This window comes from Alcanivorax sp. 24, from assembly GCF_004360225.1.
GTDB lineage: Bacteria > Pseudomonadota > Gammaproteobacteria > Pseudomonadales > Alcanivoracaceae > Alloalcanivorax > Alloalcanivorax xiamenensis.
The window spans coordinates 1-14,716 of record NZ_SNUA01000024.1 but is presented as its reverse complement, the minus strand read 5'-3'; the positions used below and the strand labels follow the sequence as shown (position 1 = coordinate 14,716).

The following is a 14,716-nucleotide window of genomic DNA, read 5'->3' as shown; positions in this document are numbered from 1 at the left end:
TCTTTCTGGCGGGGGAAGCCGCGGACTTGGGGGGCTTGGTCGTCATGGACGGATAGTACGCAAGCCCCCCGGGTTCAACAACCGCCGGACACTCGCTGGCACGCTAGCACGCAACACGCCGGCAGGCTGAATCCAAACCCGGATAGCCAGCCTTGGAGGCGTGCTGCCCCACCCCGGACTTCCCGAGGAATCAGCCCTTTCCCTATGGCTACCGGGCTGGCAAGCATGGCGTGCAAGCGCGTTGCGTGTTGCGTCTTACGTGCCTCACGGACACTCCCCCAGCCGCCAGACGTTACCGCCATCCTCGCTGTACAACGCGGTCAGGCCCCAGGTGGAACCGGCCATCGGTTCATCACTGCCCTGGGCAAAATAGTCCGGCGCATAGTAGTTACCCGTACTGTAAGCCCGTCCCGCCACCTTGTGATAGTAATTGTAGGTGGACTGGGTCTGACATTCGTCACCCGGTTGCGGCTGCGGATCTCCGCCCCCGCCCGCCCCGGAACAGGCCTGTACCGGTCCCGCGCAACTGGCATCGTCATCCTGCCACTGGCATTGGCCACTGACCGTTGCTTCGGTCAGCTTGAACGCGTCCGCGCCGTATTCCAGATAGCAGTCGGCGTAATTGGTGTAGTCCAACCGCCCGGCACTGATGTGCTGATCCAGGGTGGCGGTCTGGCCGGCGTCGATGACGAAATCGATCTGATCGCCGCTGCTCAGCCCGCCTTCGTCCTCGGCGCTCACGGTGGCGTTCTGAGCGCCGCCCGGCAAGTCACAGGCCCGCGCGCTATAGCGCACGCCATCGATCCCTGCTGCCCGGACGCCGCTGGCGAAGGTCACCGTCACCCCGGCCAGATCCTGGTTCTCATCCACCACCTGACCGCTAACCGTGGCGCATTGCCCGTCCACACTCACCGCGATGTCACTGAGTACCGGCGCGCTGGCCGGTGGTTCCGGCCCCACCCGCACGGTACGGATAGCCGGTTCGCTTTCACCGCCATCGTCATCGGCGGCGGTCACCGCCACGGTGTACAGGCCGTCCGCCAGGGGATCACTGGTAGCCTGGAAATAACCGTTGTTGTCGATGGCGGCGGCAAGGGTGGCGCCGCCGCCGTTCACCCCCTCGATGACGATGGCCACGCTACTGACCGTGCCGTCCTCGTCACTGGCCTGGCCGCTGACCTGGATCCGATCGGCGCTGGCGGTGACGTCCACCTGGGCCAGGGTCGGCACCCGGTTACGGTCGATCCGTGCATTGTGCTCGGCGAAGAAACCGCCGAGATAGCGGGCATAATTGATGCTGGCACCGCTGACATAGCTGCCGGAGGCGCCCTGACCACCGGACCAGGAGTGATCCAGGCCGTGAAACCAGAGCATGGAGACGCGGCCGTCCTGCCACAGAAATTCCTCGGCGCTACCGCCGTCGGCGTTGATCACGGTGCTGCCGGCCACCTCACTGACGCCGTACAACCCCGCCATGCCTTCGGCGTTTTGCCGGTTATAGCAGGTGTCCACGGTGGTATCGGCATCGCCATGGGCGATGGAAGCAACCTGGGTGTCGAAAGCGCTTTGATAACCGCCGCCGAGATTGCGGCAGCGGCTTTCCACATCGGCCTGCTCGCAGGTCCCGATGGCGCCACTGGAACTGGTGCCAACGCTGGGACCAGCGCTGACTCCGACTCCGGCGAACACATCCGGGGCCAGGCAGGCGGTGGTATTGGCGAAAGCCGCACCAGAGGACAAACCGGCAATATAAACCTGGTTCGGATCGATGCCGCGAGCGGCGTCGCCGGACAGGGTATTGGCCAGGTTGATCAGATTCTTGTAGTCACCGGCGGAACGGGACTTGGTGCCCTGCCAATAGGACCAGCAACTGAAGCCCGCCTTGTTCATGGCATCCGGCACCGCCACCACCATGCCGTATTCCTCGGCGGCCACTTCCAGATTGGCGGTTTTGTAGGCATCGATGGACTGGGTACAGCCGTGCAACACGATCAACAGCGCCTTGCCGTTGCCCACTGGCGAATCGCCATCCGGCGTATAGAGATGCACCTTGTTGAAACCGCCCAGGGAAAGGTTGTTCTGCCAGGCGCCAGCGCCGGCCAGCGCCGGAGCAGCGGCGGCCACCAGGGTCAGGAACGCGATCACCAGGGACCGCATGGGTCTACTCGTCATTGTTGTTCTCCTGATTGTCGTTGTTGTTGTTCGATAATGTTTCCGGACCGGCGCGGCACACGATGCTGGCCGGCCGCTTTATTCATCATCCGATGAATAAAACTCATCAAGCGTTGAATATTTCGCCGAAGGAGTCAAGACCACCGTGGGAAGCTTGCCTGCAAGCGAATGGCCAACGGTCCGGGCATTCGCGGCCAAGGCCGCTTCCCACGGCGGCTTCGTGGCATGATCCGTGGGAGCTTGTAACAAACGGGGGGAGTCGCCGTGCCGGCCGGTCGGCCCTAGTCCTGTGACCGGCGCTGACAGTCTTCATCGACCTCTTGCAAACCGGCATCACTGATCAGGCCCAGGCGGTGGGCGTGGCGGGCCATCTCCAGGCTGTTGCGGGCCAGGATCATCTCACAACCCTGAGCCGCTACCTGTCGGGCCAGCCGGTGAATCTCGCGATCCCGGGACGGGCTCTGATGGACATGCCGAATGTAGATCGCCTTCACCCGCCCCGGATGCTCGGCGACGATCCGCGCGTACACTTCCGGATCTCGCTGGCCGCTGTCGCCGATCAGTACGAACGGCAGTTGCTGATACAACGCCATCATGCGGCGGATCAGCAGCGCCTTGTGATCCTTGGCGCGGCGCGGCCAGGGCCGTTGCAGCGTCAGCCCCCATTCACGCAGGAACAGAATCGGGCCATGGGGGATGCGATTGAGGTGAAAAAACTCCGACAGCATTTCATAGATGGTCCAGGGCGCCCGGGACACATACAGCATGGGCCGGCGCCGCTCGCCATCAAGGCCATGAAACAGCGCGCGATACAACGCGGAAACGCCGGGGAAAGCGGTGCGATGACGGGCTTTCTCCACGAACAGCCTATACAGCATCCACAGCTTGTTGGCGACCCCGGTGAACATCACGGTATCGTCGATGTCGCTGACCACCGCCAGGTCCACATCCCCGGGCGGGATGTACACTTTCGCGTCCGCGTTGGCCGGCTCGTCGCCGTCCCGCTCCGGCAACAGCGTCAGCCGCACGGTTTGCCAGGATGATTCCACCGGCAACGTTTCCTGAATTGGCAAACGTACGGAGAAATAACCGTCACTGTCGGTTTTTACCTGGTCCCGGGAGCCCAGAGCACGCACCTGAACCCGTGCTCCGCCAATACCCCAGCGCACCGTACGCCGTCCCACGTTGACCAGATCGTTGAGAGGTCCTTCCGCCAGGTCCAGCCCCAGGCCCGGCTGACGGAATACACGGCCAATCAGAAACAGCTCCTGGCGCGACCCATAGCCCCGATAGCATTGAATCACCCGTTCTCCCCGCCCCTCGGCGCGGCGCACCGGGCGGGCAAGAAAACGCAGCAGGTTCCGCAGACCCCGGTACAACGTCCGGGGTGAAGGCACAGGCATGGTGTCTCCCAGTCACGATAGAGGGACAAAGAATAGCGAAAGCGGCAACGCTAAACGATGGGTGGCTCCCCCGCCAGGGTCGGGCCATGTTCGATGTCGGAGGTAAACACCTCCAGATTCTGCGCCACTTCCTGCACTTCATCGAACCGGGCGATGTGATAAAGCGCCTCGCCTTCGTTCACCAGCGGCAGATTGTTGCGGCCTACCAGAATACCAGCACAGGGAGAATACATCGCCACGTCATCACCACCGAACGGGCTGGAGATGCGGCCGATCAGCTGGCCCTTCTTGAGCCAGGCGCCAAGCGCCACCAGCGGCAGAAACACACCATCGCGCTCCGCCCGGACCCAACTGGAGGAGCGGGCGATGTGCGGCTCCAGCGGCGCCCGGGTCTTGCGCGGGCCGGTCATGCCCAGATGGTGCATGACATTGAGCACCCCTCGCACCCCGGCCCGGATACAGCCTTCCTCGAAGCGCAACGCCTCGCCGGCTTCGTAGGTGATCACCGGAATACCCTGGGCTTCCGCCACTTCCCGCAGGGTGCCCTCACCCAGCACCGAGTTGATCACCACCGGCACGCCGAACGCTCTGGCCATATCGGCGGTGGCCTGGTTGGACAGGTCGGCGCGAATTTGCGGCAAATTGGCCCTGTGGATAGCACCGGTGTGCAAGTCCACCGCGTGGGTGGCGCGATCCAGCACCTGGGTCTTGAACTGCCAGGCCATGCGGGCTCCCAGGCTGCCCGTCTCCGAACCGGGAAAACAGCGATTGAGATCCCGGCGGTCCGGTAAGTAACGGGTTTTGTGAATGAACCCGAACACGTTGACCACCGGCACCGCCAGCAAGGTGCCGTTAAGACGGCGCAGGGAGGAATGGCGCAGCAGGCGGCGGATGATTTCCACGCCGTTGAGTTCATCACCGTGAATGGCCGCGCTCACCATCAGCACCGGCCCGGGATGACGGCCGTGAATGACATGGATCGGCACGTTCAACGGCGTCTGTGTATAAAGCTGCGCCAGCGGCAACTCCACCTTGGCGCGGGTACCCGGCGCCACGGTGATGCCATTCAGTTGAAACGGCACCGCTTTTTGTTCTTTAGGGTTTTTGGGGTTGCTGTTCTTCATCGATTACCCGCACCAGATCTGCCAGTGGCATTCGCCTGCAAGCAGGCTTCCCACAGCGGCTAAAGATCACCTCGTCCTTTGCCTTTCGCTGTTAACTCTTCACTATTAACTGTTAACTCTCTTTTATCCCTTCGCTCCCTTGGTCTGGGTACGATGGGGCCGCGCCTCTTTTTCCAGGAAACGGATCACCATGCCGGCCACGTCCTTGCCGGTGGCGCTTTCGATCCCTTCCAGGCCCGGCGAGGAGTTCACTTCCATCACCAAAGGCCCGTGATTGGAACGGAGAATATCCACACCGGCCACATTCAATCCCATGATGCGGGCGGCACGCACCGCGGTGGCACGCTCCTCCGGGGTGATGCGAATCAGGCTGGCGGTGCCGCCACGGTGGAGATTGGAACGGAACTCACCGGCCTTCGCCTGCCGTTTCATCGCCGCGATCACCTTGCCACCGACCACGAAACAACGGATATCGGCACCGCCGGCTTCCTTGATGTACTCCTGCACCATCACCGACACGTTCAGGCCCATAAAGGCCTCGATCACCGACTCCGCCGCCTTCACCGTCTCCGCCAGCACCACGCCGATCCCCTGGGTGCCTTCCAGCATCTTGATCACCAGCGGCGCGCCGCCGACCATGCTGATCAGGTCAGGAATGTCATCCGGGGAGTGGGCAAACCCGGTCACCGGCAGCCCCACCCCCTTGCGGGACAACAGCTGCAGCGAACGCAGCTTGTCCCGGGAACGGGAAATGGCCACCGACTCATTCACCGGGAACACGCCCATCATCTCGAACTGACGCAGTACCGCGGTACCGTACTGAGTGATGGACGCACCGATCCGCGGGATGACGGCGTCAAAGCCTTCCAGCACCTCACCTTTGAAGTGAATCTCCGGTTTGTGCGAAACCATGCTCATATAGCAGCGCAACGTGTCGATGACGTGCATCTCATGGCCGGCTTCCTTGCCCGCCTCCAACAGACGGTGCGTGGAATACAAATGCTTGTTACGGGAAAGAATGGCGATTTTCATGGCTGACGCTCATTACCACCGAGTAGGAAAGAAGACCGGGGATCCACCATGATGCGCTTCATGGCGGTGCGTCCCAGCAACATGCGAAATTTCATGGTGTCACGATCCGTGAGGGTCACCTCGATCGGCCACCGTTGCCCGCCCATCACCACCTCGGTGACGATCACCGGGCGCCGTTCACGGTGACCACCGGAATCCGACACCACCCTGAACTCCAGCACCGGCGCTTCGCACTCGCGAACCTCATCGGAATGCTGGAACGGATGAATCAAAAAACGCACCCAGTCTTCGCCGTCACGCTGAAAGTGCTCGACACTGAAGGCGTGCAGCGCCGACGTACGCGCGCCGGTATCCACCTTGACCTTGATCGCCTGAATACCCAGTTGCGGCAGACTGGCCCACTCCCGCCAGCCAACGACGGTTTTCTTCATCCTGAGGTCCCTGGTTTCCGTCTTTACAGACTATATGGAAGATACCGTAGCTTCCCATTAAAAACGATCGCGGCCCGTGGGCCGCCCCTACCGTTGGAATCAACGTCGGTGTAGGAGCTGCCCACGGGCCGCGATCTGCTTTTTACAAGCCGTTGATGACGGCCCGGTTACGACAATTTCCGGCCGTTCTTGGCGGCGATACGCAAACGCAAGGCGTTCAGCTTGATAAAGCCCTCGGCGTCCTTCTGATTGTAGGCGCCGGCATCGTCCTCGAAGGTGGCGATGGAAGCGTCGAACAGGCTGTCGTTGTCGGAACGGCGGCCGACCACGGCCACATGGCCCTTGTACAGTTTGACCCGCACTTCACCGTTGACGTGTTCCTGAGTGGCGTCGATCAGCTTTTGCAGCGCCAGACGTTCCGGGCTCCACCAATAGCCGTTGTACAGCAACTCGGCGTACTTGGGCATCACCGAGTCCTTCAGGTGCGCGGACTCACGGTCCAGGGTCAGGGACTCGATGGCACGGTGGGCCGGCAACATGATGGTGCCGCCAGGGGTTTCGTAGCAGCCCCGGGACTTCATGCCGACATAGCGGTTTTCGACGATGTCGAGACGCCCAATGCCGTTGTCACCACCCAGTTTGTTCAGCCTGGCGAGCACCTCGGCGGGGCTCAGACGCTCACCGTCGATGGCAACGATATCGCCCTTCTCGTAGGTCAGGGTGATGTAGGTGGGCTGATCCGGCGCATTTTCCGGGCTCACGCTCCAGCGCCACATGTCTTCCTCGGCTTCCCACCACGGGTCTTCCAGATTGCCGCCTTCATAGGAGATGTGCAGCAGGTTGGCGTCCATGGAGTAAGGGGATTTCTTCTTCTTGCTGGTGAAATCCACCGGAATCTCATGGTCCTCGCAGAAGGCCATCAGCTTTTCACGGGAATTCAGATCCCATTCCCGCCACGGCGCGATCACCTGGATGCCGGGTTTGAGCGCGTAGGCACCCAGTTCAAAGCGGACCTGGTCGTTACCCTTGCCGGTGGCGCCGTGGGAGATGGCGTCGGCGCCGGTTTCCTCGGCGATTTCAACCAGACGCTTGGCGATCAACGGACGCGCGATGGAGGTGCCCAGCAGGTATTCGCCCTCATAAATGGTGTTGGCGCGGAACATCGGGAAGACATAGTCACGCACGAATTCCTCGCGCAGATCCTCGATGTAGATTTCCTTCACGCCCATGGCCTGGGCCTTGGCGCGGGCCGGCTCCACTTCCTCGCCCTGGCCGATATCGGCGGTAAAGGTCACCACCTCACACTGGTAGGTTTCCTGCAACCATTTGACGATCACCGAAGTATCCAGGCCACCGGAATAGGCCAATACCACTTTCTTGATGCCGGACATGCAAAGCTCCACACGTGGACGCGCACCGCCGGCTTGGCCGGACGATGGCAGTGAACGAAAGACCGCGTATTGTACCCGCCACCGTCCATCGCCGTCACCTGTCCACGGGAGGCCGCGCTTTATCGCCGGTTTTGTGTAGAATGGCGCCTCAGCCCGGCTCTGGGCCGGCGGTCTTGTGCGGGGATAGCGGGCCCCGTAGCATGGGCACGCCTTGTACGGAGACTCCATGAGCGAGAAACACCCTTCCCTTGCCTTGCGCTTCCGGGGCTTTTTGCCCGTCGTGGTGGACGTGGAAACCGGCGGCTTCGACGCGCGCCACGACGCCCTGCTGGAAATCGCGGCGGTTTTGCTGGAGATGGACGCTGGCGGCCACCTGCGCCCGGCCACCCGGATCCACTTCCATGTGGACCCCTTCCCCGGCGCCAATATCGAGCAGGCGGCCCTGGATTTCACCGGCATCGACCCGAGCAACCCGTTGCGCGGCGCGGTGGCCGAGGATATCGCGCTCAAGGGGATTTTCGATCCGGTCCGCAAGGCGGTGAAGCAGAACGGCTGCAACCGGGCGGTGCTGGTCGGGCACAACAGTTTCTTCGATCAGGGGTTTCTCAACGCCGCTTCCGAGCGGAACGACGTCAAACGCAATCCGTTCCACCCGTTTTCCAGCTTCGATACCGCCGCCCTGGCCGGCCTGGTCTACGGTCAGACGGTGCTGGCCAAGGCCTGCGAGGCCGCCGGCATCCGCTTCAGCCAGCGCGAGGCCCATTCCGCCCTCTACGACGCCACCCGCACCGCCGAGCTGTTCTGCTCCATGGTCAACCGCTTCCGCGACCTGGGCGGCTGGCCGCCGCCGCCGCCCGGCAAGATGCCGCCGACCCTGGCGCGGGAACTGGACTGAGGGGCGCTGGCAATGCAAAACCAGACACAATGCCCTGGCAAGCACTAAAACGCCTTCTTTTAGGTTCATCGCGGTTTAGCGGGCCACGGCGCTTCAATCATGGGCACGGGTCTGTAACGGAAGGGGCTACCAAGCCGCTCTATTCGCCAGCAAGCTGGTCTCCCACGGGTCATGCCACGAAGCCGCTGTGGGAAGCTTGCTGGCAAGCGAATATCCCAACGCCAGAGGGCCAGAATTCGCCAGCAAGCGGGCCTCCCACGGATCATGCCACGAAGCCGCTGTGGGAAGCTTGCCGGCAAGCGAATATCCCAACACCAGAGGGCCGGAATTCGCCAGCAAGCTGGTCTCCCACGGATCTGCCACGAAGTCGCTGTGGGAAGCTTGCTGGCAAGCGAATATCCCAACACCAGAGGGCCGGAATTCGCCAGCAAGCTGGTCTCCCACGGATCATGCCACGAAGCCGCTGTGGGAAGCTTGCTGGCAAGCGAATATCCCAACACCAGAGGGCCGGAATTCGCCAGCAAGCGGGTCTCCCACGGATCTGCCACGAAGTCGCTGTGGGAAGCTTGCCGGCAAGCGAATATCCCAACACCAGAGAGCCGGAATTCGCCAGCAAGCGGGTCTCCCACGGATCATGCCACGAAGCCGCTGTGGGAAGCTTGCTGGCAAGCGAGTATCCCAACACCAGAGGGCCGGAATTCGCCAGCATGCTGGTCTCCCACGGATCTGCCACGAAGCCGCTGTGGGAAGCTTGCTGGCAAGCGAATCGCCAACGGTCCAGGGCCTTCGCCACCAAGCGGAGCGCCGCCCGGGCCTCTTCCCACAGCGGCGCTGTAGCCACCTCTGAATGGATGTCTCCGAGGTAACCGGGCAATACGGATATCCTTTCCTCTCCTGGAAAGGTTTGTCGTTGTGGGAGTCCGGAACGCGGCGGTTCACTCGAATCGGGAACGTTAAACATTACTCCCGGCAATTTTTTATGACCGCCGTCCATGGCGGTCACCCTGCGGGCCGTCGCCGAGCAACGTTAAAAATTGCTCCCGGCAATTTTTTATTTCCGCAACGCCTTCAGTCCCGGGTTTTGACTTTGGCGTCCGGTCTTCCGCGCTTTACAGCTTGTCCGCGTTCTCGGACAGGTAAGAGGCCACGCCTTCCGGGCTGTCCTTCATGCCGGCGTCGCCTTTTTGCCAGCCGGCCGGACACACTTCGCCGTGTTCTTCGTGGAACTGGATGGCGTCCACCAGACGCACCAACTCGTCGATGTTACGGCCCAACGGCAGGTCGTTGACGATCTGGCTGCGCACCACACCGTTCTTGTCGATCAGGAACGCACCACGGAACGCCATGCCGCCTTCGGATTCAACATCGTAAGCCTGGGCGATCTGGTGATTCATATCGGCTGCCAGAGTGTATTTCACCGCGCCAATACCGCCGTCGTTCACTGGGGTGTTACGCCAGGCGTTGTGGGTGAAATGGCTGTCGATGGAGACACCGACCACTTCCACGCCGCGTTCCTTGAACGCGTCCATGCGGTGATCCAGGGCGATCAGCTCGGACGGGCAGACGAAGGTGAAATCCAGCGGGTAAAAGAACACCAGACCGTACTTGCCCTTGATCGCCTCGGACAGGGTGAACTCGTCGACGATGCTGCCATCGCCCAATACCGCGGGAACGGTGAAGTCCGGTGCGGGTTTACCTACCAATACGCCCATCTCGTTATCTCTCCAGTTAAGTCACAAGGGAAAACCCGCCGTGAACGGCGGGTGTGCCGGTGCGTTCTCGTCGCATCCGAGGTTTATTCGGCGTCGCTTTCCGCCGCGGCGCTCTCGATCAGCGTTTGCAGCTGCCCGGAGCGAAACATTTCCATGATGATGTCGCAGCCACCGACCAGTTCGCCGCTGACCCACAGCTGCGGGTAAGTCGGCCAGTTGGCGTATTCCTTGAGCGACTGGCGGATTTCCGGGGCTTCCAGGATGTTCACATAGGCGAACGGCTTGTTCACCTTGGTCATCGCTTCCACCACCTGGGCGGAGAAGCCGCACTGAGGAAACTGCGGGGTGCCTTTCATGTAGAGCAGCACCGGGTTTTGGGCTATCTGGTCTTTGATGACCTGAAGCACGTCGTCCATAAAAGACTACCTGGCTGGATGGCTGATTGAAGTTACCGGTCAGTGTAGCACTTCCGGCGCCGTGGGCAGAGGGTGGGGACGGCGCCGGGCGCTTTCAAGCCTGGCCCATGGCCGGTCAGAAATGGACGCGGACCCCGAGAGCGGCCGTGCGCGGCGGATTCGGGCGGGCGCCGTCCGGGCTGCGGGCGACGATTTTGCGCTCATCGAACAGGTTATCCACCTTGCCGTAGACCTCCACCGCGCTGGTCAGATGGTAGGACGCGGTCAGATCCACCACTAGCAGGTCATCGGTACGTTCCAACCCTTTGTCGCAGCCGCCGGTGACACACATCCCTTCCACATACCGGGTGGTCAGATAGCCGCCCCACTGGGCCGGCTGCTCCAACCCCACCGTCAGACTGACCTGGTGCTCCGGCAGGTAAGGCAGGCGATCCCCGCTTTCCACCACGGAATCACTGGACTCGGAGGATTCGGTGATCTTGCCGCGCGTATAGGTGTAAGCCAGCCGCAGCGGCACGCTCAGGCCATTGCCCACCCGCCAGAGTTCGCTGCCGGCCGCCAGCTCCAGGCCGTATACGCGGGACTCGCCGAAGCTCACCGAGCCGGAGTCCTGACTGCCGCCGCCGACCAGATCGCAGGGATAGGCCAGCGAGCAATTCTGCAGTGTATTCTCGTAATCGCTGTAGAAACCGATGGCATCCAGATTCAAGCGCTCGCCCCAGTAGCGGAAACCGGCCTCATAGTTCACGCTTTTCTCCGGGTCGGTGCCATCCGTGGCGGAAGCGCCCGCCGGAGCGAACCCCTGATGTACACCAGCCAGCAAGGACCACTGATCGTTCAGCAGGTAGGTGGCGCCCAATCCGGCCAGCACCTCGCTGACCTCGTTGCTGTCACGCCGGCTCACGGTATCCCGCCCCGGGTCACCGTAGCGGCGGGCCTTGGATTCGATGTCCTCATACCGCAACGAACCGGTCAGGATCAGCTTGCCGATATACACCTTGTCCACCAGCCAGGCCGACCAGGCATCGGCCTCTTCCACCCGGTTGTCACCGCCGGTGGGCGCCACGTAACCACTGGGCACCAAAGCACCGTTGGTCTGCGAGAACACCTCCACCGGCTGGTAACGATCCACCTCGTCCTGATGGAAACGGGCGCCCACCACTATCTCATGCTCCAGAGCGGCGGTGGTGAAGGCATGGACCAGCTCGCTCTGGATCCCCTTGGCGGTGTATTCCCGGTTATTGTGTTTGACCGTCACATCGGAGACGTCCTGGCTGCCGTCCAGGATCGCCCGGGCATCGGCGTCGCCGCCGTTGGCGGCATCGATCAGGCCGCCCAGGCCACGGCCACCGGCACCGCTGACCTTGAACCAGTCGCGCTGAAACTCATTGCGGTAAATCACCGACTCCAGTTGGGTGCGGTCGCCGAGCACCAGATGATGGCGCAGGGCGATGCCATCGTGATCGTTGTCCATCTGATCCAGGGCGCTGAGCCCGTAGCGCCGATCGGGGTCATCATGAAAGTCCCGGTCGCTGAGGCCCAGGTAGGTTTCGTTGGAGACTTCACTGGAATGGGACAGCTTGAGTTCCAGTGCCTGCTGTAGCGACGCTTCCGCCGGGCTGGTCCAACGCAGCTTGGCGACATAGTCGCGCTTGTCGAAACCGGTATCGCGGTCGGAACGGTCCACGTCCTTGAAGCCGTCGCTGCTTTGCTGGTGGGTTTCCAGCAGGAAGCCCCATTGGCCATGCGTGGCCCCGTACCAGGCATGGCCACGCTGGTGGCCGTTCTCACCGGTTTCCAGTTGCACCATGCCGGCCGGGGCAGCAGGAATCGGCGTGGACAGGAAGTTGATCGCCCCACCGACGGTAAAGGGGCCGTAGCGCAGAGTATCCGGCCCCTTGAGAACCTCGATGCCATGAAACCGGCCGGCACTGGGAAAATAGTACGCCGCCGGCGCCGCATAAGGCGCCGGAGCCATCAGTACTCCGTCCTCCATCAGCGACACCCGCTCGGAGCGGCCACTGGCGGCACCGCGAATGCCGATATTCGGACGCAGTCCGTAGCCATCCTCCTCCTGCAGATAAACGCCGGGGGCATCCCGCAGCATGCGATGTACGTCCGTGTACTCTTTCTTTTCCAGATCCTCATTGGTCAACACATAGGCGGAGCCTGACAAACTGAAAGCGTCCGCTGAGGAGCCGATGATATCCACCGCCGGCAGCCGGTGAGATCCGGTTTCGGCAAGCACCAGGGAGGGCGTCAACGCCGCGCTCCAGAAAAGAGTACGAATTTGCATATTGTCGTTCCCGCAATTTTGTCAGCTTTGTAAGGAAGCAGGAAGACTAATGAAAACAATTCGTATTTACAGCTAAGTCACTTTACCTTTCATGACCTTCTTGTTACCGCCATCCCTGATGATCATCCTTCGGGCCATAGCCACCGCCGCCGGGAGAGGCCAGTAGCAGACGGTCTCCGGGGTTGGCCTGGGCACTGACCTTGGCCGGCAGCGGCGCGCCGTTGAGCCGGTTCTCCCCCATCGCCCCGTCGGCGCCGCCAGCCAGGCCCCAGGGCGGGTGATAGCGACGCTCGGTGAGCAAGGTGAAACGGGCCGGCGCCAGAAACTCCAATTCCCGCTCGATGCCGTCACCACCGCGGTGGTGGCCGTCACCGCCACTGCCGCGCCGCAACCGGTACCGCCAAACCCGTAACGGATAGTGTTCTTCAAGGCTCTCGATGGGCGTGTTCAGGGTGTTGGTCATGTGGCTGTGCACCGCCGACACCCCGGGGCCCAGGGCATGGCCGCCGGTCCCCCCGGCCATGGTCTCGTAATAGTCCCAGGGCCGTTCGCCGCCCTCGCCCATGGCCAGGTTGTTCATGGTGCCCTGGCTGGCGGCGGGGATTGCTTCAGGCTCCGCCTGGGCCAGCGCCCCCAGCACCACATCGACGATGCGCGAGCTGGTTTCCACGTTGCCGGCGGCCACGGCGCCGGGGCGGCGCGCGTTGACCAGACTGCCCTCGGGTGCCTCCAGGGTGATCGCCCGGAACAGCCCGGCGCAGGACGGCGCATCATCCGGCAACAGGCAACGGAAACAGTAATAAGCGGCGGCGGCGGCCACCGACAACGGGCAATTGATATTGCCGTCGACCTGGCCAGCGCTGTCACCGAAGTCCAGATGGGCCCGCTCACCAGCCACCGTCAACGTCACCGCGATAGCGATATCACGGTGGCCCTGGCCGTCGTCGTCCATCCAATCGCGGAACCGATACACGCCGTCACGCAGCATCGCCAGGCGCTGCCGCATGCGCCGCTCGCCATAGAGGTTCAGGGCCTCCATCGCCGTCGCCACCCAAGCCGTGCCCCGCTCCCCGGCCAGCTCCGCCAGACGCCGGGCACCGGCCAGGCAGCTACTGGCCTGGGCGGCGAAATCGGCGAACCGGGGCACATCCACCGGTAACGGGCCGGGGCCGTCCAGCCCGGCCAGCCGCCGGCACAGTGGCAGCTGCCAATCGCCACGCCGCTTCAGCCACTGCGGCGCGATCACCAGGCCTTCTTCCTCCAGCGTGCGGGACACCGGCATGGACCCCGGCGAATGGGCGCCGATATTGGCGTGGTGGGCACGGGTAACGGCGAAACCGATGAGCTCGTCGGCCACCAGCACCGGCGCCACCACGGTAACGTCCGGCAGATGGGTGCCGCCCAGGTAGGGGTCATTGACCACCAGCAGATCGCCGTCGGCCCAGTCCCGCTGTTCCACCAGATCCGCCATGGCGTAGGCCATGGAACCCAGATGCACGGGGATGTGGGCGGCCTGGGCGCAAAGCTGGCCGGCGGCGTCGAACAGCGCGCAGGACAGATCCAATCGATCCTTGATGTTCGGTGACAGCGCGCTGGCCCGCAGCAGCGCGCCCATTTCGTCGCAGATGCCGGCCAGGCGGTTGGCGAAGATACTCAGTTGTACGGGGTTCATGGACAATATCGGGTTGGCGGAGAGTGAACAGGCAGTATGCCACAGGCCGGACGCCGGACGCCGGACGCCGGACGCCGGACGCCGGACGCCGGACGCCGGACGCCGGACGCCGGACGCCGGACGCCGGACGCCGGACGCCGGACGCCGGACGCCGGACGCCGGACGCCGGACG

11 protein-coding genes are annotated in these 14,716 nt (G+C 62.9%); 1 reads left to right on the top strand and 10 read right to left on the bottom strand.

What is annotated here, in order from left to right; all coding sequences use genetic code 11:
• Positions 1 to 264: 264 nt before the first annotated feature.
• The 6 genes from E0L37_RS20525 to E0L37_RS20500 form a co-directional block, all read right to left on the bottom strand.
• Positions 265 to 2,172, bottom strand: coding sequence for a PHB depolymerase family esterase (locus tag E0L37_RS20525; RefSeq protein ID WP_133493510.1), 1,908 nt, complete (start codon positions 2,170 to 2,172; stop codon positions 265 to 267).
• Between the two features lie 281 nt (positions 2,173 to 2,453).
• The gene (locus E0L37_RS20520; RefSeq protein WP_133493509.1) at positions 2,454 to 3,575 is read right to left on the bottom strand and encodes an App1 family protein; all 1,122 of its coding nucleotides are present in this window, start codon (positions 3,573 to 3,575) and stop codon (positions 2,454 to 2,456) included.
• 50 nt (positions 3,576 to 3,625) lie between these two features.
• Positions 3,626 to 4,699 carry a succinylglutamate desuccinylase/aspartoacylase family protein gene (locus tag E0L37_RS20515; protein WP_133493508.1) on the bottom strand — a complete coding sequence of 358 codons (1,074 nt, stop codon included), beginning with the start codon at positions 4,697 to 4,699 and terminating at the stop codon, positions 3,626 to 3,628.
• Positions 4,700 to 4,822: 123 nt separating this feature from the next.
• A complete protein-coding gene (gene rimK, locus E0L37_RS20510) occupies positions 4,823 to 5,731 on the bottom strand; it encodes a 30S ribosomal protein S6--L-glutamate ligase (protein ID WP_133493507.1) in 909 nt (302 codons plus the stop codon).
• Positions 5,728 to 6,162 (bottom strand): ATP-dependent zinc protease, encoded by a 435-nt coding sequence (locus E0L37_RS20505; protein ID WP_133493506.1) that lies wholly within the window; start codon positions 6,160 to 6,162, stop codon positions 5,728 to 5,730. Before E0L37_RS20505 ends, rimK begins: the two co-directional genes overlap by 4 nt.
• 167 nt (positions 6,163 to 6,329) lie before the next feature.
• Complete coding sequence (locus tag E0L37_RS20500; RefSeq protein WP_133493505.1) at positions 6,330 to 7,553, bottom strand: argininosuccinate synthase; 1,224 nt, start codon at positions 7,551 to 7,553, stop codon at positions 6,330 to 6,332.
• Between the two features lie 226 nt (positions 7,554 to 7,779).
• Between E0L37_RS20500 and rnt the strand changes: the two genes are divergently transcribed.
• A complete protein-coding gene (gene rnt, locus E0L37_RS20495; protein ID WP_133493504.1) occupies positions 7,780 to 8,448 on the top strand; it encodes a ribonuclease T in 669 nt (222 codons plus the stop codon).
• Positions 8,449 to 9,557: 1,109 nt separating this feature from the next.
• On the opposite strand, the gene E0L37_RS20490 is transcribed toward rnt, so the two are convergent.
• The 4 genes from E0L37_RS20490 to E0L37_RS20475 form a co-directional block, all read right to left on the bottom strand.
• Positions 9,558 to 10,160 carry a peroxiredoxin gene (locus E0L37_RS20490; protein ID WP_133493503.1) on the bottom strand — a complete coding sequence of 201 codons (603 nt, stop codon included), beginning with the start codon at positions 10,158 to 10,160 and terminating at the stop codon, positions 9,558 to 9,560.
• 83 nt (positions 10,161 to 10,243) lie between these two features.
• The gene (gene grxD, locus E0L37_RS20485; protein ID WP_133493502.1) at positions 10,244 to 10,576 is read right to left on the bottom strand and encodes a Grx4 family monothiol glutaredoxin; all 333 of its coding nucleotides are present in this window, start codon (positions 10,574 to 10,576) and stop codon (positions 10,244 to 10,246) included.
• Positions 10,577 to 10,691: 115 nt separating this feature from the next.
• Positions 10,692 to 12,872: a TonB-dependent receptor domain-containing protein gene (locus E0L37_RS20480; protein ID WP_133493501.1), complete on the bottom strand. Its 2,181-nt coding sequence runs from the start codon at positions 12,870 to 12,872 to the stop codon at positions 10,692 to 10,694.
• A gap of 103 nt (positions 12,873 to 12,975) precedes the next feature.
• A complete protein-coding gene (locus E0L37_RS20475; protein WP_133493500.1) occupies positions 12,976 to 14,544 on the bottom strand; it encodes a hydantoinase B/oxoprolinase family protein in 1,569 nt (522 codons plus the stop codon).
• Between the last annotated feature and the right edge of the window lie 172 nt (positions 14,545 to 14,716).

What these genes read in the sequence shown, in the direction of transcription:
- E0L37_RS20500 (WP_133493505.1), bottom strand. Translation starts at nt 7,553, where the DNA reads ATGTCCGGCATCAAGAAAGTGGTATTGGCCTATTCCGGTGGCCTGGAT.
- E0L37_RS20490 (WP_133493503.1), bottom strand. Translation starts at nt 10,160, where the DNA reads ATGGGCGTATTGGTAGGTAAACCCGCACCGGACTTCACCGTTCCCGCG.
- E0L37_RS20525 (WP_133493510.1), bottom strand. Translation starts at nt 2,172, where the DNA reads ATGACGAGTAGACCCATGCGGTCCCTGGTGATCGCGTTCCTGACCCTG.
- rimK (WP_133493507.1), bottom strand. Translation starts at nt 5,731, where the DNA reads ATGAAAATCGCCATTCTTTCCCGTAACAAGCATTTGTATTCCACGCAC.
- E0L37_RS20480 (WP_133493501.1), bottom strand. Translation starts at nt 12,872, where the DNA reads ATGCAAATTCGTACTCTTTTCTGGAGCGCGGCGTTGACGCCCTCCCTG.
- grxD (WP_133493502.1), bottom strand. Translation starts at nt 10,576, where the DNA reads ATGGACGACGTGCTTCAGGTCATCAAAGACCAGATAGCCCAAAACCCG.
- E0L37_RS20520 (WP_133493509.1), bottom strand. Translation starts at nt 3,575, where the DNA reads ATGCCTGTGCCTTCACCCCGGACGTTGTACCGGGGTCTGCGGAACCTG.
- rnt (WP_133493504.1), top strand. Translation starts at nt 7,780, where the DNA reads ATGAGCGAGAAACACCCTTCCCTTGCCTTGCGCTTCCGGGGCTTTTTG.
- E0L37_RS20505 (WP_133493506.1), bottom strand. Translation starts at nt 6,162, where the DNA reads ATGAAGAAAACCGTCGTTGGCTGGCGGGAGTGGGCCAGTCTGCCGCAA.
- E0L37_RS20475 (WP_133493500.1), bottom strand. Translation starts at nt 14,544, where the DNA reads ATGAACCCCGTACAACTGAGTATCTTCGCCAACCGCCTGGCCGGCATC.
- E0L37_RS20515 (WP_133493508.1), bottom strand. Translation starts at nt 4,699, where the DNA reads ATGAAGAACAGCAACCCCAAAAACCCTAAAGAACAAAAAGCGGTGCCG.